The sequence below is a fragment of the Variovorax xiamenensis genome, assembly GCF_050916385.1.
GTDB lineage: Bacteria > Pseudomonadota > Gammaproteobacteria > Burkholderiales > Burkholderiaceae_C > Variovorax.
Genome location: NZ_CP139038.1, coordinates 4918386 through 4942818, shown reverse-complemented (window position 1 = coordinate 4942818; position 24433 = coordinate 4918386). Strand labels below are relative to the sequence as shown.

The 24433-nt window shown below is 71.2% G+C and carries 5 protein-coding genes (1 of these 5 running past the window's edge); all 5 read left to right on the top strand.

Annotated elements, in window-relative coordinates; all coding sequences use genetic code 11:
- The first annotated feature begins 38 nt into the window (after positions 1-38).
- Tightly spaced (each overlapping or abutting the next), the 5 genes in view from SFB74_RS22495 to SFB74_RS22475 form a layout consistent with a single transcriptional unit that may run on beyond the window.
- On the top strand, positions 39-5330 hold the full coding sequence (locus tag SFB74_RS22495; RefSeq protein WP_432731980.1) for an amino acid adenylation domain-containing protein: 5292 nt from the start codon (positions 39-41) through the stop codon (positions 5328-5330).
- Positions 5330-12457: an SDR family NAD(P)-dependent oxidoreductase gene (locus tag SFB74_RS22490; protein WP_432726502.1), complete on the top strand. Its 7128-nt coding sequence runs from the start codon at positions 5330-5332 to the stop codon at positions 12455-12457. Before SFB74_RS22495 ends, SFB74_RS22490 begins: the two co-directional genes overlap by 1 nt.
- On the top strand, positions 12454-15585 hold the full coding sequence (locus SFB74_RS22485) for a non-ribosomal peptide synthetase (protein WP_432726501.1): 3132 nt from the start codon (positions 12454-12456) through the stop codon (positions 15583-15585). Before SFB74_RS22490 ends, SFB74_RS22485 begins: the two co-directional genes overlap by 4 nt.
- Positions 15582-23339: an amino acid adenylation domain-containing protein gene (locus SFB74_RS22480; protein ID WP_432726500.1), complete on the top strand. Its 7758-nt coding sequence runs from the start codon at positions 15582-15584 to the stop codon at positions 23337-23339. The genes SFB74_RS22485 and SFB74_RS22480 overlap by 4 nt, the downstream gene beginning before the upstream one ends.
- Positions 23340-24433, top strand: the beginning of a protein-coding gene (locus SFB74_RS22475) for a non-ribosomal peptide synthase/polyketide synthase (RefSeq protein ID WP_432726499.1). 12595 nt of this gene lie beyond the right edge of the window; 1094 of the gene's 13689 nt are visible here — the first part of the coding sequence; it begins with the start codon at positions 23340-23342; its stop codon lies off the right edge, out of view.

Sequence of the window (24433 nt, the reverse complement as noted above, 5' to 3'; positions counted from 1 at the left end):
GCGCAAGCCCGGCATCTCAAGGAATCGATGTGAATCCGATGCACCCCGTGGACTTCGTGAGCCACCTGCGCGACATGGCCGCACGGCGGCCCAGCGACACCGCGCTGATCGCCGTCACCGACCGCGACGGCGCTCCCCTGGACACGCCCATCAGCTACAGCCTGCTCGACGAGCGCGTGCGCGGCCTCGCGGCGCGGCTGCAGCAGTCGTATGCCCGCGGCGAGCGCGCGCTGATCATGCTCGACAACAGCGACGACTACGTCGTGAGCTTCTTCGCCTGCCTCTACGCCGGCCTGATCGCCGTGCCGGTGTTTCCGCCCGAGTCCACGCGCAAGCGGCATCTCGGCAAGCTGGAAGGCATCGCGGCCGATGCCGGCGCCTGCTGCGTGCTGACCCATGCGGCCATCAAGGCATCCATCGCCGGCGTTGCCGAGGCCTTCGCCGACGTGCCGCTGATCGCGGTCGACGAGATCGGCGCCGAAGGCGCCGCGCGCTGGGCGCCGCACGTGCCGGCCGCCTCCGACATCGCCTTCCTGCAATACACCTCCGGCTCTACCTCGGCGCCCAAGGGCGTCATGGTCACGCACGCCAACCTCATGGCGAACATGTGCGCGATCGAGGAGGGCCTTTCCGTCGGGCAGGGCGACACCTTCGCGAGCTGGCTGCCGCTGAACCACGACATGGGCCTGATCGGCGGCCTGCTGCAGCCGCTGCATCGCGGCATTCCCGTGGTGCTGATGTCGCCGCGCTACTTCCTCGAGCGGCCAGTGCGCTGGCTCGAGGCCATCTCGCGCCATCGCGCGACCATCAGCGGCGGCCCCGACTTCGCCTACCGGCTGTGCCTCGAAAGAGTCTCCGAGGCGCAGTTGCAGAAGCTCGACCTGTCGAGCTGGACCCTGGCCTTCTCCGGCGCCGAACCGGTGCGTGCCGACACGCTGCGCGACTTCAGGGCGCAGTTCGCGCCCGCGGGCTTCGCTTCCGGCGCGGTGTACCCGTGCTACGGCCTCGCCGAATCGACGCTGTTCGTGACCGGCGGCCGGCGCGGCGTGGGCATGGTCGCGCAGGACTTCTCGAGCCGCAGCCTCGCGCGCGGCGTGGTCGAGACAGGGGCGGAGGCTGGCGAAAGCACCACGCTCGTCGGCTGCGGCCGCACCGTCTCCGGCCACGCGGTGCGCATCGTCGACCCCGCATCGCTCGCGGTGTGCGGTGCCGGCGGCATCGGCGAGATCTGGGCCACCGGGCCCAGCATCGGAAGCGGCTACTGGAACAAGCCCGAGATCTCGAAGAAGACCTTCGTCGAGCACGACGGTGCCAGGTGGCTGCGCACCGGCGACCTCGGCTTCCTGCACGACGGCCAGCTCTACGTGGCCGGGCGCATCAAGGACATGATCATCGTGCGCGGCCACAACCTGTACCCGCAGGACATCGAGCGCATGATCGAATCCGAGGTCGACATCGTGCGCAAGGGCCGCGTGGCGGCCTTCGCCGTCGACGGACCAAACGGCGAGGGCATCGGCCTCGCGGCCGAGATCTCGCGCAGCACGCAGAAGCTGGTGAAGCCCGAGGCGCTGGTCGAAACGCTGAGCGCGGCGGTGAGCGAGCAGTTCGGCGAGCCGCTCTCGGTCGTGATGCTGCTGAACCCCGGCGGCATGCCCAAGACCACCAGCGGCAAGCTGCAGCGCGGCGCCTGCCGGCAGGGCTGGATCGACCGCACCGCCGATGCCTATGCGATGTACGCGCACGGCGAATTCGTGCTCGGCGGTTCGGCGGCGGCAAACGCGCCCGCCGCGCAGCCGGAGCTCGACGAGCTTGAGCAGGCCGTCGCCTCCATCTGGAACGAGGTGCTGCGCCGCGATGCCCGGCAGCCCTTGCTGGCACGCTACGACCATTTCTTCATCCGCGGCGGCAACTCGCTCGCCGCCACGCAGGTCGCGGCTCGCATCGCCGACCGGTGGGAAATCGACTTTCCCGCGCGCATGCTGTTCGAGCAGCCGCGCCTCGGCGAACTCGCAGCCGAATTGCGCCGCGTGCTCGCCAGCGGCCAGCGCAGCCCGCGCAGCGCGATCCCCGTGCTGCCGGCGGAACGCCGCGCCGCGCCGCTCGCGCTTTCGCATGCGCAGGAGCGCCAGTGGTTCCTGTGGCAGCTCGATCCGAAGAGCACCGCGTACCACGTCGGCCTGGCGCTGGAGCTGTCGGGCCCGCTTCATGCGCAGGCGTTGGGCGCGGCGTTCGACGACATCGTGGGCCGCCACGAAAGCCTGCGCACCGTGTTCCGCGCGGCGGCGGACGGAAGCGTCAGCCAGTCGCTTCAGCCCTTGTCGCAGTTCGCGCTGCGGCACGTCGACCTGCGCGATCTGCCTGCTTCAGAGCGCCAGGCCGCGGCGGCCGGGCATGCGGGCCGGTTCCAAGCCGAGCCCTTCGACCTCGGCGAAGGCCCGCTGCTGCGCGCGGCACTGATCCGCATCGACGAGTCTCGCAACCTGCTCGCCGTCGTGGCGCACCACATCGTGTCCGACGGCGCATCCATGCAGGTGCTGCTCGCCGAACTCGGCGCCGCCTACGCGGCCCGTGCGAAAGGCGAGGCCCCGCAATTCGCGCCGCTGCCGATCCAGTACGCCGACTACGCCCTCTGGCAGCGCGACTGGCTTGCCGCCGGCGAGGCCGCGCGCCAGCTTGCCTACTGGCGCGCGCAGCTCGGCGACGAGCACCCCGTGCTGGCCCTGCCCACCGACCATCCGCGCCAGCCGGTGGCGAGCTACCGCGCCGCCAGCCATGCCTTCGAATTCGATGCCAGCCTCGTCGAAGGGCTGCGCTCCGCGGCGCAGGCGCAGGGCGCGACCTTCTTCATGGCGCTGCTGGCCGGCTTCCAGGCGCTGCTGCACCGCTACACCGGGCAGCAGGAGGTGCGCGTCGGCGTGCCCGTGGCCAATCGCCACCGCCCCGAGACCGCCGGGCTGATCGGCTTCTTCGTCAACACGCAGGTGCTGCGCGCCTCGGTGAACGGCCGCACGAGCCTCGCCCGGCTGCTGGCGCAGGTCCGTGAAGCCGCGCTCGGCGCGCAGGCCCATCAGGACCTGCCTTTCGAGCAACTCGTCGAGGCCCTGCAGCCGCAGCGCAGCCTGAGCCACAGCCCGCTGTTCCAGGTGATGCTCAACCACCTGCGCGAAGACGCGGACACGCTGCGCGCGCTGCCGGGCCTCGAAGCGCGCGAGCGCCGCATGGCGGAGGGCGCCGCGCAGTTCGAACTCGTGCTCGACATCCGCGAGCGCGCCGACGGCAGCACCGCCGCCGTCTTCACCTATGCGGCGGAGCTGTTCGAGCCCGCCACCGTCGAACGCATGGCCGCGCACTACCGCACGCTGCTGCAAGCGCTCGCGGCGGATTCCGCGCAGGCCCTCGGCGACGTGCAGTGGCTCGACGCGACGCAGCAGCGGCAACTGCGCGAATGGTCGGCGGGCGAGCGGCAATCGCTGCGGGCGGAGCCGGTGCACCGCCTGTTCGAAGCGCATGCGCGCGCGAACCCCGACGCCATCGCGCTGATCGACGGCGACGCCCAATGGAGCTACGCCGCGCTGAACGAGCGCGCCAACCGCGTCGCGCACCGGCTGGTCCGCCAGGGCGCAGTCCTAGGCACCGTCGTCGCCGTGGCCATCGATTCGGCCGCCGGCCGTGTGGCGGGCCTGCTCGGCGTGCTCAAGGCCGGCGCCACCTACCTGCCGCTGGACCCCTCGCACCCCGCGCAGCGCCTTGCGCAGTTGCTGGAAGACAGCGGCGCCGCGATGCTTCTTTCGAGCAGTGCGGAAGCGCAGCAGCAAGGCATCGCCACCGTACCGTTCGACGAAGAGCAGCTTCGCAGCGAAGCCACCACCAACCCCGATGTGGCCGTGCACGACGGCCATCTCGCCTACGTCATCTACACCTCCGGCACCACCGGGCTGCCCAAGGGCGTGGCGGTGCCGAACGGTGCGCTGTCGATGCACATCCAGGCGATGGCGCGCACCTGCGGCATGCATGCCGGAGACCGCTCGCTGCAGTTCGCACTGCCGCATGTGGACGCGGCCATCGAGCAATGCCTGTTGCCACTGGCAACGGGCGCGGCCCTCGTGGTGCAGTCGCAGTGGTGCTCGCTCGCGGGCGAGCTCGATGCGCTGCTGCAGCGCCATCGCGTGAGCGTGGTCGACCTGCCTCCCGCCTATGCCCGCCAGCTGCTGCAGGGCCAGCCGCCGTTCGGGCATGCCGTGCGCCTCGCGCTCTTCGGCGGCGAGGCCTGGACCGGCGAAGACCTGGCGCTGATCCGCCGCGTGCTGCGCCCGGAGCAGATCGTCAATGCCTACGGCCCGACTGAAGCCGTCATCACGCCCACCGCCTGGAACGGCGCGGCGCACGATGACGTGCAGGGCTACGCACCCATCGGCCGGCCCGTGGGCCATCGCACCGCCCATGTGCTCGACGCGGACATGCAGCCCGTGCCGCAGGGTGTCGCCGGCGAGCTGTACCTGGGCGGCGAGGGGCTTGCGCGCGGCTACCTCGGCCGCGCGGCGCTGAGCGCCGAGCGCTTCGTCGCCGATCCGTTCGACGGCGCGGGCGGCAGGCTCTACCGCACCGGCGACCTGGTGCGCTGGCGCAACGACGGCCAGCTCGAATACCTCGGCCGGCTCGACCACCAGGTGAAGATTCGCGGCTTCCGCATCGAGCTCGGCGAGATCGAGGCCCGCCTGCGCGAGCACCCGTCGGTGCGCGAGGCACTGGTGCTGGTGCACGACGGCGCGGCCGGCCCTTCGCTCGCCGCCTATGTCTCGCCCGCGCCCGACGCGCGGATCGATGCCGCCGCGCTCAGGGAGCAGCTGGCCCGCGCGCTGCCCGACTACATGGTGCCTTCGGCCATCGTGGCGCTCGAGAGCTTCCCGCTCACCACGGGCGGCAAGATCGACCGCCGCGCGCTGCCCGAGCCCGTCGTGGCCGGTGGGGAGGGCGGCGAGGGATACGAAGCCCCGCAGGGCGACGTGGCCGAGACGCTGGCCGCGATCTGGGCCGACCTGCTCAAGGTCGCGAAGGTCGGCATGAACGACAACTTCTTCGACCTCGGCGGCAACTCGCTGCTGGTGATCCGCATGCACCGGCTGATGGAAGACCGGCTGAAGCCGGGCCTCACGGTGGTCGATCTCTTCAAGTACCCGACCGTCGGCGCGCTCGCGCGGCGCATCGAACAGGGACAGCGCGGCGCGGGGCAGGCCGCCGCGAGCGAAGGCGCCGACGACGAACAGGCTCGCGCCCAGCGCCAGCGTGCGGCCCTGCTGCAACGCCGCCGTCCCACCGAAAGAAGCCTCTGATGCAAGACAACGCACCATCGCCCGAGTACACGGGCATAGAGATCGCCATCGTCGGCATGGCCGGCCGCTTTCCGGGCGCGCCGGACGTCGACACCTTCTGGCGCAACATCCGCGACGGCGTGGAGTCGGTCACCGTCTTCAGCGACGAGCAGCTGCGCGCGCGCGGCGTGCCCGAGCGCATGCTGGCCGACCCCGACTACGTGAAGGCCGGCGTGCTGTTCGAAGGCTTCGACCAGTTCGACGCCGGCTTCTTCGGCTACTCGCCGCGCGAGGCCGAGCACCTCGATCCGCAGCAGCGCGTCTTCCTGGAATGCGCATGGGAGGCGCTGGAAAACGCCGGCTGGCAGGCGGGCAACGGCGGCGCGTCGGTCGGCGTGTATGCCGGCGACGGCCCGAATCTCTACCTCATGCGGCACCTGCTGCCCGCCTTCGGCGTGGACGCCAGCACCGGCATCGCCGACATGCTGGGCCTGATGAGCGGCAACTCCGCCGGGTCGCTGTGCACGCGCGTGGCCTACAAGCTCGACCTGCGCGGCCCGGCCGTCAGCGTGCAGACCGAATGCTCGACCTCGCTGGTGGCGGTGCACATGGCCTGCCAGGCGCTGCTGAGCCATGACTGCGACATGGCGCTGGCCGGCGGCGTGTGGCTCAACCTGCTGCAGGAGGGCGGCTACCGCTACCAGAACGGCGCCATCCTCTCGCCCGACGGCCACTGCCGCGCCTTCGACGCGAAGGCCGCGGGCACCGTCATCGGCAGCGGCGCGGGCATCGTCGTGCTCAAGCGGCTGGCCGAGGCGCTGCGCGACGGCGACACCATCCACGCAGTCATCAAGGGCAGCGCGTCCAACAACGACGGCTCCGACAAGATCGGCTTCACAGCGCCCAGCGTGCAGGGGCAGGCCAGTGCGATCCGCGCCGCGCAGATGGTGGCCGACGTTCCCGCCGGCACCATCGGCTACGTCGAGGCGCACGGCACCGGCACCACGCTCGGCGACCCGATCGAGATGGCTGCGCTGACGCAGGCTTTCGCGAGCGGCGGTGCCACCGCGAAGGGCCGTTGCGCCATCGGCTCGGTGAAGACCAACATCGGCCACCTCGACGCGGCGGCCGGCGTGGCCGGCCTCATCAAGGCGGCGATGGCGCTGCGGCACAGGACGCTGCCGCCCAGCCTCCACTTCGAGCAGCCCAACCCGCAGATCGATTTCGCGAACAGTCCGTTCTACGTGAACACCGAGGCCAGGCCCTGGCCGAAGGGCGATGCGCCGCGCCGCGCGGGCGTCAGTTCATTCGGCATCGGCGGCACCAACGTGCACGTGGTGCTCGAAGAGGCGCCGGCCGCGGCCGTGCAGCCGCAGGAGGCCGGCTGGCAGGTGCTGCCGCTGTCGGCAATGAGCGCTGCCGCCACGCGGCAGGCCGCGCAGCGGCTGGGGGCGCACATCGAGGCGAATCCGGATCTTGCGCTGACCGACATCGCGCACACGCTGCAGTCGGGCCGCCGCGCCTTTGCACATCGCGCCGCCGTGGTGGCCAGCGAAGCATCGGCGACCGCGCGCATCCTCGCCTCGGGCGAGGGCGTCGTCACCGCTTCCGCCCCGGCGCCCGAGCAGCCGCCCGAGGTGGCGTTCCTGTTCCCCGGCGGCGGCACGCAGCACGCCAACATGGGCCTCGAGCTGTATCGAAGCGACGTGGCCTTCCGCGAGGATGTCGATCGCTGCTGCGAGCTGCTGCGCCCCGAGCTCGGCCTCGACCTGCGCGACCTGCTGTTCCCCGCGCCGGGCGCCGAGGCCGACGCGGATGCGCGGCTCTTCGGCATCGACCTCGCGCAGCCCGCCCTGTTCGTCGTCGAATATGCAATGGCGCATTGGTGGATGCGCCGCGGCGTGCGCCCCGCCGTGATGATGGGCCACAGCCTCGGCGAATACGTGGCCGCCTGCCTGGCGGGCGTGTTCCGGCTGGAAGACGCGCTGCGCGTGGCGGCCCTGCGCGGCCGGCTGCTGCAGTCGATGCAGCCCGGTGCGATGACGGCCGTGCCGCTCTCGCAGGCCGAACTCGCGCCCTTCCTGAAGGACGGCTGCGATCTCGCCGCCGCCAACGGCGAGCAGCTCTGCGTGCTCTCCGGTCCCATCGGCGCCATCGAGGCGGCCGAAGAAAAGCTGCGCGCGCAAGGCCATCTGCCGCGCCGCCTGCATGTGTCGATCGCCTCGCATTCGGCGATGACGCAGCCGCTGCTGGCACAGCTGGAGGCGCTCATTGCCTCGGTGCCGAGGCAGGCGCCGAAGATCCCGTTCATCTCCAACGTCACCGGCCGGCTCATCACCGCCGAGCAGGCGATGAGCCCCGGCTACTGGGCGCAGCACCTGCGCGGCACGGTGCAGTTCGTGGACGGCCTGCGCACGCTGTTCGAGGTGCCCGGCCGCGTGGTGCTCGAAGTGGGCCCCGGCGAAACGCTCGCCGGCCTCGCACGCCAGCATCCGATGGCCGCGTCGGCGGCCAGCGTGCTCGCCAGCCAGGCGCATCCGCAGCAGCGCTCGCGCAACGCGCAGCAGATCGCGCAGGCGCTTGCCGGTCTCTGGCTTGCGGGCGTGGACATCGACTGGGCCGCCTGCCATGCCGGGCAGGCGCGTCGCCGCGTTCCGCTGCCGGCCTATCCGTTCCAGCGCCGCCGCTACTGGGTCGAACTGCCCGATGGGGCGTCGGCCAAATCGGCGTCGGCGGCGCGCAAGCAGTCTTCCGATGCGTTCTACGTGCCGTCATGGAGGCGCGTCGAGGCGCTGATGCCGGCAGCGGCGAGCGAACCGGTCGCGGGCTGCGTGCTGGTGTACGGCGACAGCCGCAGCTTCACCGGCCATCTCGCGCGGCACCTGCGCTCGCAGGGCCATGCCGTGGCCATCGCGCAGCGCGGCGAGTCCTTCGCGCGCGACGGTCGCCATGAATGGACGCTGCGCCCCGGCGAGCAGTCCGACCACGCGCGGCTGCTGCGCGAAGTCGAGGCCGACTTCGGCGCCGTCACCGCCATTCACCATCTCTGGTGCCTCGACGAGGTGCCCGCCGCCGGGCCGCAGTCCGAGCTGCTGGAGCGCAGCTTCTTCAGCCTGCTGGCGCTGGTGCAGGCGCTGGACACGCGCACAACCGCGCCCGGCGCCGCCAGGCTGCCCATCGCCATCGTCGCCAACCAGGTCGAGGACATCACCGGCACCGAGGCACTGTGCCCCGAAAAGGCGACTTTGCCGGGCATCGCCAAGGTGATCGGGCAGGAGTGCCCGCGCATCCACTGCCGCGTGATCGACGTGATGCTGCCCGCGCCCGAAAGCGAGGCCGAGACTCTGCTGGTCGGACAGATCGCCGCCGAAGCCGCTGCGCTGCGCGACGATCCCGGCGAGCCGTTGGCGGCCTACCGGGGCGCGCATCGCTGGGCCAAGGCCTACGAGCCGGCGCCGCTGACCGCCGCCGCGCAGCCGCGCCTGCGCCGGGAGGGCGTGTACCTCATCACCGGCGGCCTTGGCGGCGTCGGCCTTGCCATCGCGAAGCATCTGGCGCAGCACTGGCAGGCCAGCCTGGTCCTGCTCGGCCGCACGGCCATGCCCGAACGCGCCGCATGGGCATCGCTGGCCGGCGACGAGAGCCAGACCGAGGCGCAGAGAACGCGCCTGCGCCAGCTGCTCGAACTCGAATCGCTGGGCGCACAGGTGCTGACGCTGTCGGCCGACGTGTCCGACCCGGCCCAGTTGCAGGCGGCGCTTGCGCTCGCGAACGCGCGCTTCGGTGCGCTGCACGGCATCGTCCACGCCGCGGGCGACGCGGGCGGCGGCATGATGGCCCAGCGCACGCGCGCGCAGGTCGACACCGTGTTTTCCACCAAGGTGCGCGGCACCCACGTGCTGATGGAAGCGGTGCGCGGCCAGCCGCTGGACTTCATCCAGTTCTGCTCGTCCATCTCGAGCGTGGCCGGCGGCCTTGGCATGAGCGACTACGCCGCGGCCAACGCCTACCTCGACGCCGTGGCCATCGCGCAGGCGCGCGGCGGCGGCTGCCCGGTCTTCTCGGTCAACTGGGACGCCTGGCGCGGTCTCGGCATGGCCGAGAACATGGTGGTGCCCGAGGGCATCGGCATGGACGGTCCCGAGGGCGCGCGAACCTTCGAGCGCATCGTCAACGGCCCGCTGCGGCCGCAGACCGTGATCTCGACCACCGATCTCGCCGAGCGCCTCGGCCCGCTGGACAACGGCATGCTGGATATGCTCGATGCCGAAGGCGCGCAGCCCGCCGCAAGCGGCGGCAGCCATCCGCGCCCCGCGCTGCAGACGCCTTTCGTCGCGCCCCAGGGCGAGCTCGCGAACGCGCTGGCCGCGCTGTGGACCGAGCGCCTGGGCATCGCGCCCATCGGCATGGACGACAACCTGTTCGAGCTCGGCGGCGATTCGCTGGTGGCCATCCAGCTGCTGTCGCGCATCCGCAAGGCCTATTCGGTCGAGCTGCATCCCAGCGAATTCTTCAAGGCGCCGACCATCGCCGGGCTGATGGCGCGCATGCCGGCGAAGGATGCCGTGGCCAGCACGGCTGCAGCCGCGTCGACGGAGATCGCGCCCGTGCCGCGCACCGGTGCGCTGCCCCTGTCGCCGATGCAGCGCCGCCTGTGGCTGGTCGACCGGCTCACCGACGCCGCCAACGTCTCGGGCCGCGCGGCCTACAACATGTCGGCGGGGCTGGCCCTGCACGGCGAGCTGGACATCGGCGCGCTGCGCTCGGCCATCGACGCCATCGTCGCGCGCCACGAAGTGCTGCGCACCGTGTTCGCGGAAGACGGCGAAGGCGAGCCCGTCGCGGTGATCCGCGAGAGCGTGAGCCTGGACATCCCCGTCATCGATATCGACGGTGCCGACAAGGCCGCGCGCGAGCGCCGCTATGCCGAACGCTTCGACGAACTCGTGCGCATGCCCTTCACGCTGGCCGAGGGCCCGCTGATCAAGGCCACCGTCGCGCGCCTCGGCGAGCGCGAGCATGTGCTGATCCTCGTGGTGCACCACATCGTGTTCGACGGCTGGTCTATCGCGGTGTTCGCGCGCGAGCTCGGCGAGTTCTACGAGCGCGCGCTGCGCGGCCAGCCGCTGGCGCTTGCGCCTCTGCCGGTGCAGTACGTGGACTACGCGGCGTGGTACGGGCGCGCGCTGGCTTCACCGGCCTTCGGCCCCAAGGCAGCTTTCTGGCGCGACTACCTGCGCGCCGCGCCGCAGGTGTCGAGCCTGAAGGCCGACCATGAGCGCCCGGCCACTGCGTCGCACGCGGGCAGCTCGGTGGTGCTGGAGCTTTCGCCGGCCCTGTCGCAGGCGCTGGGCAGGCTCGCGCGCGAATCCGACACCTCGCTCTTCACGCTGCTGCTGTCGTCCTTCTTCCTGTTCTTCCACCAGGCCTCGGGCGCCGGCGACATCGTCATCGGCACCGACGTGGCGGGACGCGGCCATCCGGACCTCGAGCAGCTGCTGGGCTTCTTCGTCAACGTGGTGCCGGTGCGCTCGCGCATGGACGACCGGCCGGCGGACTTCAGGCAATGGCTCGCGCGGACGAAGGAGCAGACGCTCGCCGCCATGGACCACCAGGACGTGCCCTTCGACCAGATCGTGGAGCTCGCGGGCGCCCGCCGCGCGCGCGACCGCAATCCGCTGGTGCAGGTGCTATTCGTCCTCCAGAACACACCGGAGATCCGGTTCGCCATCGAAGGCGCCGAGGTCGAGGTGCTGCCCCAGCAGATGAACGAATCCAAGTTCGACCTGGCGGTGTTCGCCAGGGAACAGGCCGGCGCACTCACCGTCGAGTGGGTGTACGCCACAGACCTGTACCGACGGGAAACCGTCGAGAAGTTCACCGCTTCGTGGCACGCGCTGCTGGAGCGGATCGTCGCAACACCGGGCCAGGCCATCGATGCCCTCCAGGCCACCGATGTACCGGCCCACACGCAATCGCAGGAGCGAATCGCCATGAACACCACCCGACCCGATGCAGCCGCGGGCAGCAGCAACAGCAACAAGATGGACAAGCTCGGCAAGCTGGACAAGCTTGGGAAGCTCGCCAAGACCGCCCCCGGCGCCGAAGCCCCGCGCGCCGCGGCGCGCCCCGTGGTCCAGACATCCTTCCTGAAGCCCGGCGCCGAATTCCCCATCGTGCTGCAGGCCACCACCGCCGACCTCGACACCGTGGCCTGGGCGAAGAGCCAGGCCGACTACATCGAGATGCTGGTCGCGAAGCACGGCGGCATCCTGTTCCGCAACTTCGGGTTGAAGACGCCGCAGGACTTCGAGGCCTTCGCCGAGGCCATCGAGCCCGAGCTGTACGGCAGCTACGGCGACCTGCCGAAGAAGGAGGGCGGCAAGAAGACGTACCGCTCCACGCCGTATCCCGAGCGGCAGATGATCCTGTATCACAACGAGAGCTCGCACCTCGACCGCTGGCCGCGCAAGCAGTGGTTCTTCTGCGAGCTGCCTTCGCCCGTGGGCGGCGCCACGCCCATCGTCGACTGCCGCGAGATGCTGCGCCGCCTGCCGGCCGACATGGTGGCCGGGTTCGAGCGCAAGGAACTGCTGTACGTGCGCACGTTCACGCCGGGCCTGGACGTGAGCTGGCAGGACTTCTACAAGACCGACCGCAAGGAGGACGTGGAAGCGCGCCTGGCCGCCGCCGGCATCGCCTGGCGCTGGCTCGACGGCGACACGCTGCAGACGCGCACGCGCTGCCCGGCGGTGATCCGCCATCCGCTGACCGGCGAGAAGGTGTTCTTCAACCAGATCCAGCTGCACCACCCGGCCTGCCTCGAGGCGCAGGTGCGAGAAGACCTTCTCGCCATGGGCGGCATCGACCGCCTGCCGCGCAACGTGACGTACGGCGACGGCACGCCCATCGCCGACGAGACCATGGCCGTGGTCGGCCGCGTCTACGAGGAATGCGCGGTGCGCTTCGACTGGCAGCAGGGCGACATCGTGATGCTCGACAACATGCTCGCCGCTCATGCGCGCGACCCGTACGAAGGGCCGCGCAAGATCGTGGTGGCAATGGGCGCGATGTTCGACCGCGCGGCGCTCGAGGGCGCCCCGAACGCAGCGGCGGACACCCGCATGGCCGACGAGCAGGGAGCATGAGCGTGACGACCGTGACGATCGACAACCCCGAAGCCACTTTCGCGCTCAGCCCCGAGCAGCGCCTCGTGCCCGCCGACGCGCCCCGCCTGTTGATGCTTGCCGGCATCGAAGGCGCGCTGGACACCGCACGCCTGCGCACCGCCGTGGAGAGCGTGCTGCGCGCGCACGGCGCCCTGTGCGCGTCCATCCGGCAGGTGCCCGGCTACCGGGGCCTGCGGCTGCAGCACCACGACGGGATGCCGCCGCTGAAGTGGCAGTCGGCCGACCTGCCCGATGCTTCGAGCGAGGCGGTGGCCGTGTGGCTCGAAGCATTCAATCGCGAGCCGCTGAACATGGAGCGCGGCGAACTCGTCGGCGCCGACCTCGTGCGCACGGGCGAGGCGCGGCACACGCTGGCGCTGTCGGTGAACCCGCTGGCGGCCGACCGCGAGAGCCTGCGGAACCTGTTCGACCAGATCGCCGCGGCCTACCTGGGCGAGGGCAGCCCCGATCCGGAAGACATCTTCCAGTACGCGCGCTTCGTCGAATGGCGGCAGGACCTGGTCGAGGGCGAGGACGCCGCCGAGGGCCGCGCCTACTGGCAGCGCTTCGCGGCCGATGCCGCGAAGCTCGCGCCGCCGCGCCTGCATGCGCGGCTCGATGGTGCCGAAGCAGCGTCGGCGCGCCATGAGGCCGGCAGCGTCATCGACGCGGCGCTCTCTGCCCGGGTGGCCGGGCGCGCCGATGCGCTCGGCATCGAAGCCGAAACCCTGCTCCAGGGCGCATGGTGGCTGCTGCTCGCAAGGCTGGACGGCGGCGCGGGCCGCTTCGTTGGCGGCTGGCAGCACGATTGCCGCCGCGACTACGAGCCGATGCAGGGCGCAGTTGGCCTGTTCGACAAGGTGCTGCCAGTCGTGGTGGATGTGTCCGCAGAAGAATCCTTCGCGAGCTGGATCGGCCGGCTGCAAGGCACCATGGCCGCGCACGTCGACGTGCAGGAATGCTGGCCCGTCGATACGCCGCCGCTCTCCGCGCACACCGCCGTGGGTTTCGCCTCGCACGAGGCGGGCCGCCGCCACGGCCGCGACACGCAATGGACCCTGACCAGCCTGCCCGGGCCGATGCAGTGCTTCGAGCTTGCGCTGCAGGTCGCGTGGAGCGCCGAAGGCGCCGGCTTGTCGCTTCATGCCGATGCCGGGCGCTACAGCCGTGCCACGCTGGAACGCCTGCTGATGCAGTTCGCCTCCTTGCTCGACGCCGTCGTCGAACAACCCGATGCGCCGGTCGGCACTCTGCCGCTGGTGGGCGCGCAGGAACAGGCGCTGCTGCTCGCGTGGAACGACGCGCGCATCGACGTGGGCGCGCAGACCGTGGCCGACTGCATCGCGCACTGGGCGAAGACGACGCCCGATGCGCCCGCGCTCGAAGCGGGCGAGCAGCGACTGAGCTACCGCGAGTTCGACGACCGCATCGATCGCCTCGCGCACTGGTTCGTGGCGCAGGGCGTGAAGCCGGGCGCCATCGTCGCGCTCAACCTGCCGCGTTCGATCGACCTGCCGGTGGCGATGTTCGCCGCCTGGCGCGCCGGTGCCGCCTACCTGCCGCTGGAACCCGGCTGGCCCGAGGCGCGCCGCGCCGCCGTGCTGGCCGATGCGCAGCCCGCGCTGGTGCTCGACGCCATGCCGGCCGCGCTCGACAGCCTGCCCGGCGAAGCGCCCGCGCACCGCATCGCGCTGCGGGATCTTGCGTACGTGCTCTATACCTCCGGCTCCACCGGCAAGCCCAAGGGCGTTGCCATCGAGCAGGGCCAGTTGCTGAACTACGTGGCGGCCGCTTCTGCCGCGATGAAGCTCGATGCCTGCCGCCGCTGGGCGCTCACGAGTTCGGTGGTGGCCGACCTGGGCAACACCGCGCTCTTCGGCGCCTTCTTCAACGGCGCATGTCTCGTGGTGGCAGGCGAGGACGAAGCGAAGGACGCCGAAGCCTTCGCGCGCTTCATGGCCGCGCACGAGATCGATGCGATCAAGATCGTGCCTTCGCATCTGGAAGCGCTGCTCGAATGCGAGGCGCCGAAGCTGCCGCGCACGCTGGTGCTGGGCGGTGAGGCCGCGTCGCGCGCGCTGGTCGAGCGCATCGTGCGGCTCGCGCCGCAGTGCGCCATCTACAACCACTACGGCCCGACCGAGACCACGGTCGGCGTGCTGGTGCATGCCGTGCCCTCGGGTGAACATTCGCCTGCGCAACTGCCTTTGACCCAGGTGCTGGCCAACAACCGCGTGCATGTGCTCGACGGATCGCTGCGCCTCGTGCCGGCGGGCGGCATGGGCGAGGTCTACGTCGGTGGCGCACAGCTGTGCCGCGGCTACCTGAACCGCGAGGCGGGCGAGGCCTTCGTCGCCGATCCGTTCAACCCGGGCGAGCGGCTCTACCGGACTGGTGACCTGGCACACGTGCTGCCTGAAGGCGGGATCCGCCTTGCGGGGCGCGCGGACCATCAGGTGAAGATCCACGGCTTTCGCGTCGAGCCCGCCGAAATCGAGACGGTGCTGCTGGCGCAGCCGGGCGTGCGGCAGGCGGTGGTGCTGGCGGTGCAGGACGCCGCGGGCGCAACGACGCTGAGCGCGTTCTTCGTCGCGGACGATGCCGCGCTCGCGGACGGCCGCGCGCTGCGCGAGCAGCTTGCCGCGCTGCTGCCGGCGCACATGGTGCCGGCGGGCTTCAAGGCACTGGAGGCCTTCGATCGGCTGCCCAACGGAAAGATCGACCGCCTCGCGCTGGCCGCACTGGCGGTGAAGGAACCCGCCGCAGCCGGACGCCGCGAGCGCACCGAACCGAGCACTGCGCTCGAAGCCGTGCTCGCCGACGGCATGGCCTCGCTGCTGGGCAACGGCCCCATCGGCGCGGATGAAGATTTCTTCGAGCTCGGCGGCCATTCGCTGCAGGTCATCAAGCTGGTGGCGCGCATCCGCAAGCAGCTGCAGGTCGAGATCGCGGCGGGCGCGGTGTTCGACCACCCGACGCCGGCCGCCCTGGCGGCGGTGCTGCGCGAGGCCAGCGGCGATGCCGCGGGGCTGGAGCAGCGGGCGCAGGCATTGAGGCAGCCCGAAGAGGATGCGGCAGCGCTGGCAGAAGTGGGCGAGGCCGCATGAGCATCGGTATCGTCAGCACGGTGCGCGATGGCGATGCCGTCGCGCTTTCCTATGCGCAGGAGCAGCTGTGCTTCCTGCAGAAGCTCGAACCCGGCCTCACGGCCTACAACCTGCCGCGTGTCTTCCGCCTGGGCGGCGCGCTCGACGCCGATGCGCTGGAGCGCGCGTTCCAGGCGCTGATCGCGCGCCACGCCATCCTGCGCACCGCCTTCTTCGAGCAGGACGGCGTGCCGATGCAGCGCGTGCAGGCATCCGCACCCTTCGCGCTGGAGCGAATCGATATCTCGGTGCTTTCGCCTGAGGCGCAGAAGCAGCCGCTGGACGAGGCCGTGCGCCGCATCGCAGCGCATGTGTTCGACCTGGGCGCCGCGCCAGCGCTGGTCGCGCGTCTGGTGAGGCTGGGCAGTGAGCGCCACGTGCTGGCGGTGTGCCTGCATCACGTGGTGTCCGATGCGTGGTCGAACCCGATCATGGCGAACGACCTGGCCCAGGCCTACCGGCTGGCGCTGCGCAGCGGCGGTGCTGCCGTCGAGCTGCCGCCGCTGCCCGTGCAGTACGCCGACTACGCGGCATGGCAGCGCGCGAGCGTGCAGGGCGGGGCGCTGGCGGGCCAGCTCGATCATTGGAACCGGCATCTTGGCGCCGAGGTTCCTTCGCTCGACCTGCCGACCGATCGCACGCGTCCTTCGCAGAAGACCTTCGCCGGCACCGCGCTGGGTTTCGAGCTGCCGCCGGAGCTTGCCCTCGCCGTGCAGAAGTTCTGCCGCGCCGAGAAGTGCACGCCCTTCGTCGCGCTGCTCGCGGCGTGGCAGGTGCTGCTGTCGCGCTGGAGCGGGCAGGGCGATTTCGCCATCGGCGTACCCAACGCCGGCCGGCACCAGGAAGAAGTGAGCGAGCTGCTGGGCTTCTTCGTGACCACGCAGGCGTTCCGCGCGCGGTTGTCGCCGCGGCAGAGCCTGCGCGAGGTCTGCCGGCAGGTGCGCGCCGATGCGCTGGCCGCGCTGGACAATGCCGACCTGCCCTTCGAAGTGCTGCTCGCGAGCCGCAAGGACCGCCGCGACCCGGCGCGCAGCCCGCTGTTCCAGGTGATGTTCGGCGTGCAGATGTCCGGCGAGGCCGTGGCGCTCGATCTCGAGGGCGTGCGTGCCGAACTGGAAGAGTTCGACGACGCCGGCGCCAAGTTCGACCTCTCGCTGGACTTCTACATCGACCCGCAGGGCGTGCGTGGCCGGCTCGAATACAACACAGACCTGTTCGAGGCACGCACCGCGCAGCGGCTGGTCGACAGCTACCAGCGCGTGCTGCGGACGCTGGCGACCGACCCCGACTGCGTGCTCGCCAACCTCGTGCTGACGGGCGAGAGCGAACGCGTGGAGCTGATGCGCCTCAGTGCCAACCTGCCGCACCGCGACTACACCGCACCCGTGCACCAGCTGATCGGCAGGCAGGCGCAACGCACGCCCGACGCGGTGGCGCTGGTGTTCGGCGACATCTCCCTGAGCTACGCGCAACTCGACGCAAGAGCGAACCGCCTCGCGCATCGCCTGATCGCACTGGGCGTGAAGCCCGACGCCAAGGTCGGCATCGCGCTCGAACGCAGCATCGAGATGGTGGTTGGCCTGCTGGCCATCCTCAAGGCCGGCGGCGCCTATGTGCCCATCGACCCCGAATACCCCGGGGACCGCATCGCCTACATGCTCGAGGACAGCGGCGTTGCGCTGCTGCTCACGCAGAGCCACGTCGTGCCGCGCATTCCGCTTCGCGATGGCGTGCACGCGATCGAGCTGGACCGGCTCGACCTGGAGACGGGTCCGAGCGTCGACCCCGGCGTGCCCCTGCACGGCGAACGCCTCGCCTACGTCATCTACACATCGGGCTCCACCGGCCGGCCCAAGGGCGCGGCCAACCGCCACCTGTCGCTGTACAACCGCCTCGCGTGGATGCAGGACGCCTATTCGCTGGGCGAAGCCGACACCGTGCTGCAGAAGACTCCCTTCAGCTTCGACGTGTCGGTGTGGGAATTCTTCTGGCCGCTGATGCAGGGCGCGCGCCTCGTCGTCGCCCGGCCCGGCGACCACCGCGAGCCGGCGAAGCTGGTGGAGCTGATCCGCCGGCACCGGGTCAGCACCATCCACTTCGTGCCCTCCATGCTGCAGGCCTTCGTGGCCCATGAGGGGATCGAGGCCTGCACCAGCCTGAAGCGCATCGTGTGCAGCGGCGAGGCTCTGCCCGCCGAGGCGCAGGCCAAGGTGTTCGAGCGCCTGCCCGGCGCGGGCCTGTACAACCTGTACGGCCCCACCGAGGCGGCCATCGACGTCACGCACTGGACGTGCAGGGCGGATGGACGCAATCACGTCGCCATCGGCCGCCCGATCGCGGGCACGAAGACCTACGTGCTCGACGATGGCCTCAACCTCGCGGCGCAAGGGCTGCCGGGCGAGCTGTACCTCGGCGGCATCGGGCTGGCGCGCGGCTACCTGGACAAGACGGGCCTCAGCTCGGAGCGCTTCGTCGCCGACCCGTTCGGCGACGCGGGAGAGCGGCTGTACCGCACGGGCGACCTCGTGCGCTGGCGCGAAGACGGCGAGCTCGAATACCTGGGCCGCATCGACCATCAGGTGAAAGTCCGGGGCTTCCGCATCGAGCTGGGGGAGATCGAGGCGCAGCTGCTGGCGCAGCCGGGCGTGCGCGAGGCGGTGGTCGTCGCGGCCGCGGGCCCCGGCGGTACCCGGCTGGTCGGCTATGTCTCGGCGCACCCGGGCCAGTCGCTGGACGTCGCGGCGCTGCGCGAGCGCCTGGCCGCCACGCTGCCGGACTACATGGTGCCCGGCGCGCTGCTGGTGCTGGCAACGCTGCCGCTGAACGCCAACGGCAAGATCGACCGCAAGGCGCTGCCCGAGCCCGAATCGCTCGCGGTCGATGCCTACGAGGCACCTTGCGATGGGGTGGAGCAGGCACTGGCCGCGATCTGGTCGGAGCTCCTGCGCGTGGCGCAGGTGGGGCGCCGCGACAACTTCTTCGCCCTCGGCGGTGATTCCATCCTGAGCCTGCAGATCGTGTCGCGGCTGCGCACGGCCGGATGGAAGCTCACGCCAAGGCAGATGTTCGATCGCCAGACCATCGCGGAACTCGCGGAGGTGGCCGAAGCCGTGGACGACGGCGCTGCATCCGCAGCCGGGCGCGGCGCGGACGACGGCGTGTTGCCGCTGCTGCCGTTCCAGGCCGAGTTCTTCGAGACCGCGATGCCCCGGCGAAACCACTGGAACCAGTCGCTGCTGCTGCACAGCCGCGAGCCGCTGGACCTGAACGCGCTGCGTGGCGCGCTGGTGGCCGTGATGGAGCACCACGACGCCTTCCGGCTGCGCTTCACCGAGCAGGCCGGCGGCGCATGGCGGCAGGCCTACGAACCGCTGCCGGCAGGCTGGCACCAGGAGCTGCTGTGGGTGCGCGAGGCGAAGGATGCCGCCGGCGTGGAGGCCCTGTGCGACGAGGCGCAGCGCAGCCTGGACCTGGAGCGGGGGCCGCTGCTGCGCCCGCTGGCGATCAGGCTCGGCGACGGCTCATGGCGGCTGCTGCTCGCGGTGCATCACCTGGTCATCGACGGCGTGTCGTGGCGCATCGTGCTCGAGGATCTCGGGCATGCCTATGCCCGGCTGCGCGCAGGCGAGGCCGTTGCGCTGCCCGCCAGGACCGGCAGCGTCAGGGACTGGGCACTGGCCCTGCAGGCGCATGCAGCCGAGTCCGGCGACGAGGAGCTCGCCTGGTGGCGTGCACTGGCCGACGTGCCGGTGGAGCTGCCCTGCGAGCATCCGGAGGGTGCGAACACGCAGGCCGAGCGCGCGAGCATCGAGCTGCGCCTCGACCGCGCCAGGACGCATGCACTGCTGAAAGAGGCTCCTGCCGCCTACCGCACGCAGGTCAACGACGTGCTGCTCACCGCGCTCGGCCGCGCGCTGTCCGTATGGAGCGGACACGAGCGGCTGCAGGTCATGCTGGAAGGGCACGGCCGCGAAGATCTGCCCGGCGGCGTCGACCTGTCGCGCACCACGGGCTGGTTCACCAGCCTCTTCCCGGTGCTGCTCGATACCTCGGGCGAGCCGGGTGAGGCGCTCAAGCGGGTGAAGGAAAGCCTGCGGGGCATTCCGCTGAAGGGGCTCGGCCATGGCGCGCTGAAGCACCTCGGCAGCGAAGGCCAGCGCCAAGCCATGAGGGCGCTGCCGGCGCCGCAACTGGTCTTCAACTACCTGGGGCAGATCGACAGCGGCTTCGATGCCGGCTCGCCCTGGCGGCCCGCCAGCGAAGGCCAGGGCGCGCCGATGGATGAGGCGGCGCCGCTGCCATGCGAATTCACGGTCAACTGCCAGGTGTCCGATGGCGAACTGAGCCTCACCGTGAGCTACAGCCGCGCGCGCCACGCCGAACGGACGGTGCAGGAGTGGGTGAATCGCTTCAGGGCCGAGCTCGACGCGCTGATCGCGCATTGCTCCGGGGGGGCGCGCGGCGTGACGCCGTCGGACTTTCCGCTGGCCGGTCTCGGCCAGTCGCAGCTCGATGCCTTGCCGGTGCCGCTCGCGGAACTGGAAGACCTGTACCCGCTGTCGCCGATGCAGCAGGGCATGCTGTTCCACGGCCTGCTGGAGCCGCAGGACGGCAGCTACGTCAACCAGCTTGCCGTCGATGTGGAGAACCTCGACGCGGCACGCCTGCGCGCCGCCTGGGAGGACGCCCTGCAGCGCAGCGAGATCCTGCGCAGCGGCTTTCTCGTGCACGGCGAGACGCCGCTGCAATGGGTGGCCGCCAACGCGGCGATGCCCTGGACCGAGCACGACCTGCGCGAACACGCCGACCCCGATGCGGCGCTGCAGGCGCTCGCCCGCGAGCAGCAGGCGCAGGGCTTCGATCTCTCGCGCCCGCCGCTGATGCGGCTGCTGCTGGCGCGCACCGGCGAGCGCCGCCATCACCTGGTGTGGACGCACCATCACCTCCTGCTGGACGGCTGGAGCGCCGCGCAGCTGATGGCCGAGGTGCTGCACCGCTACGGCGGGCAGCCGCCTTCGCAGGCACCGGGACGCTACCGCGACTACATCGCCTGGCTGGGCGCGCGCGATCCGCAGGCCGGCGAGCGCTACTGGCGCGCGACCATGGGCACGCTGGATGCGCCGACGAGGCTGCTGTCCGCGCTGCGCCCGCCGGCCCTTGCCGGCACGGGCAAGGCGCGCCATCGCAGCCTGCTCGATGCCGCGGCCACGCAGCGCCTGCAGCAGGCCGCGCGGCGCGAGCGCGTGACCTTCAACACGCTGGTGCAGGCCGCCTGGGCGCTGCTGCTGGGCAGCCATACGGGGCAGGGGACCGTGGTGTTCGGCGCCACCGCCGCCACCCGTCCGGCCGAGCTGCGCGGCGCCGAGCGGATGCTCGGGCTGTTCATCAACACCCTGCCGGTGGTCGCCTCGCTGCGGCCCGGTGGGCGCGTGGGCGAGTGGCTGCGCGAACTGCAGGCCGGCCAGGTGGCCGCGCGCGAGCACGAGCACACGCCCCTGCATGAAATCCAGGCCTGGGCGGGCGGCGCGGGGCAGGCGCTGTTCGACAGCCTGCTGGTGTTCGAGAACTACCCCGTCGACCAGGTGCTGAAGGAGGCTTCGCCCGGCGGGCTGCTCTTCGGGCCGGTGCGCACGCAGGCCGATACCTCGTATCCGCTGAGCCTGCTGGTCCACCAGGGCGACACGCTGCAGCTCGACTGGCTCTACGCGCGGGAGCTGTGCGACGAGGCCACCGTCGTGCGCCTTGCGAGCCAGCTGCGGACGCTGCTGCTGGCCCTGGCGGAAGACGGCAACGACGAGCGCCCGCTGGCGCAGCTGTCGCTGATCGAGCCGGACGAGCTGGCGCAACTGGCGCGATTCGAACAAGGCGACTTCGCGGCGAACTCGCCCGAGCCGGTGCATCGGCTGGTCGAACGCCAGGCGCGGACGAACCCCGATGCGCCGGCGCTGATCGCCGGCGAACGGCAGCTCAGCCATGCGGAACTGAACCGGGCGGCCAACCAGTGGGCGCACCGGTTGATCCGGCTCGGCGTCCGGCCGGAAGACCGGGTGGCGATCGCGGTCGACCGCTCCGTCGAGACGGTGGTGGGCCTGCTGGCCGTGCTGAAGGCCGGCGCGGCCTATGTGCCGCTGGACCCATCGTTCCCGTCCGATCGCCTCGCCTACATGGTGGAAGACAGCGGCGTGGCCTGGGTGCTGACGCGCGACGCACTCGCGGCACGTGTTCCGCTGCGGCCCGGCGTGCGCCTGCTGTCCTTCGACACGGACGATGTGAGCAACGAGGCGACTGACGATCCGAGGGGGCCGATCCACGGAGAGCACCTGGCGTATGTGCTCTACACCTCGGGCTCCACCGGTCGCCCCAAGGGTGTGGCGATGCGGCACGAGGCGGTGGCGCGGCTGATCGCCTGGCAGCTCGCGTGCATTCCCGGCCCGCGCCGCACCCTGCTGTACGCGTCGCCGTGCTTCGACGTCGCGTTCCAGGAAATGATCAGCGGGCTGGCTTCGGGCGGCTGCCTCGTGCAGAGCTCCGAGGCGCAGCGGCTGGACATGGTCGAGCTCGAGGCGCTGATGCGCGAGCAGTCGGTGGAGCGCGTGTTCCTGACCTTCTCCGTGCTGCAGCATCTTGCCGAAGCCTCGCTGGCCGGGGGCATGCCTCTCCCCGCGCTGAAGGAAATCGTCACCGCCGGCGAGCAGCTCAAGCTCACGCCCGCGCTGATCGCGTGGTTGCGGCGCGAGCCGCAATGCCGCCTGCTCAACCAGTACGGCCCGACCGAGACCCATGTGGTCAGCGAGTTCGGCGTGGAAGTCGCCGATGGCGAGGGGCTGCCGCCCATCGGGCGGCCGGCTTCCAGCGCGCGCCTGATGGTGCTGGACGGCAGCCTGCGCAAGGCGCCGCCGGGCGCGATCGGCGAGCTGTATGTGGGGGCCGAGGTGCTTGCGCGCGGCTACCTGAATCGCAGCGACATGACGGCGCAGCGCTTCATCGCCGATCCGTTCGATTCGGCAGGCGGTCGGCTCTACCGCACGGGCGACCTGGTGCGCTGGCGCGAGGACGGTCAACTGGAGTACCTCGGACGCTTGGACCACCAGGTCAAGGTGCGGGGCTTCCGCATCGAACTCGGAGAGATCGAAGCCCAGTTGCTGGCACAGCCGGGCGTGCGTGAAGCGGTCGTGGTCGCCCAGGAAGGCCCGAGCGGAGCCCGTCTGGTCGGCTACATCTGCGGCCACGAAGGCCAGCCGGCGTTGGAGGCTGCGGCCTTGCGCGAACAGCTCGGCGCGGTGCTGCCGGAATACATGGTGCCCGGCGCCTTGGTGGTGCTCGACGCACTGCCGCTGAACGCCAACGGCAAGGTCGACCGCAAGGCACTACCGGAGCCCGAGTACGCCACGGCGCACGACTACGAGGCGCCGCAGGGCGAAGTCGAGCAGGCGCTGGCGCAGGTGTGGGCCCAGGTGCTGGGCCTGCAGCAGGTGGGCCGGCACGACAACTTCTTCGAGCTCGGTGGCCACTCGCTGGCCGCCCTCAAGCTGCGGCAGCTGGTCAAGGCGCGTCTGGACGTCGACCTGCCGCTGCAGCGTTATTTCGAATGCCCGAGCCTCGCGGCCTGTGCGGAAGTCCTGGCGGCGGAAGGCCGCGCACAGGCCGCGCATGCCGGACAGGATGGTTCGGAGCTGGATCGCATGGATGCATTGTTGGAAAGTCTGGGAGCCTAAGTGAACGCACGCAGCACATTGATCGCACAACGCTTTGCCGAGCTGCCGCCGGAAAAGCAGAAGGAATTCATCGCGGCGTTGCGGCAGCAGGGCATCGACTTCGGCCGGCTTCCCATCGTGCCGCGGCCGAGAGGCGCGGTGCTGCCGCTGTCGTACGCGCAGGCCCGCCAGTGGTTCGTGTGGCAGATGGAGCCCGCCAGCGCGGCGCATCACATCACGGCCGCATTGAGGCTGAAGGGCCGGCTCGATCAGCAGGCCCTGGAGGCCAGCCTGGCCGCGCTGGTGGCGCGGCACGAGTCGCTGCGGACCACCTTCCGCGCCAGCGCCGAAGGCGTGGCGGAGCAGGTCGTGCATGCCGCGTCGATGTCCGATCTGCGCCAGGTCGATCTGCAGGCCGTGCCCGCGCAGGAGCGTGCCGCGCGGGCGCAGGAAGAGGCGAGCCGCATGGCCGGCGAAGCCTTCGACCTTGCAGAGGGCCCGCTGCTGCGCGTGGGGCTGATCCGGCTCGCCGCGGACGAGCAGATCCTGGTGCTGGTGCTGCATCACATCGTGGCCGATGGCTGGTCGATGCAGATCCTCATCGACGAATTCGGCCAGCTCTACCAGGCGCATGCGACCGGCACTGCGCCGGCATTGGCCGCGCCGGCCCTGGGCTATGCCGACTACGCCGCCTGGCAGCGCAACTGGCTCGATGCCGGGGAGCGCGAGCGGCAGCTCGGCTACTGGAAGGCGCAGCTCGGCGGCGCGCAGCCCCTGCTGCAGCTGCCCGCCGACCATCCGCGTCCCGCGCAGGGGCCGTACCGCGTGGCGCGCCATCGCGCCGGGTTGCCGGCGGCGCTGGCGCGCGAACTGCGGCGCAGCGCCACCGCGCACAAGGCCACGCCCTTCATGCTGCTGATGGCCGCGTTCCAAGGCCTGCTGCACCGCTACAGCGGCCAGACCGACATCCGCCTCGGCGTGCCCGTCGCCAACCGGGACCGCAGCGAGGTCGCCGGCGTGGTGGGCCTGTTCGTCAACACGCAGGTGCTGCGCAACGCGGTGGCCGGCCACACCACGCTGGCCGGGCTGCTCGCGCAGGCACGCCAGGCGGCGCT

What these genes read in the sequence shown, in the direction of transcription:
- SFB74_RS22495 (WP_432731980.1), top strand. Translation starts at nt 39, where the DNA reads ATGCACCCCGTGGACTTCGTGAGCCACCTGCGCGACATGGCCGCACGG.
- SFB74_RS22480 (WP_432726500.1), top strand. Translation starts at nt 15,582, where the DNA reads ATGAGCATCGGTATCGTCAGCACGGTGCGCGATGGCGATGCCGTCGCG.
- SFB74_RS22485 (WP_432726501.1), top strand. Translation starts at nt 12,454, where the DNA reads ATGAGCGTGACGACCGTGACGATCGACAACCCCGAAGCCACTTTCGCG.
- SFB74_RS22490 (WP_432726502.1), top strand. Translation starts at nt 5,330, where the DNA reads ATGCAAGACAACGCACCATCGCCCGAGTACACGGGCATAGAGATCGCC.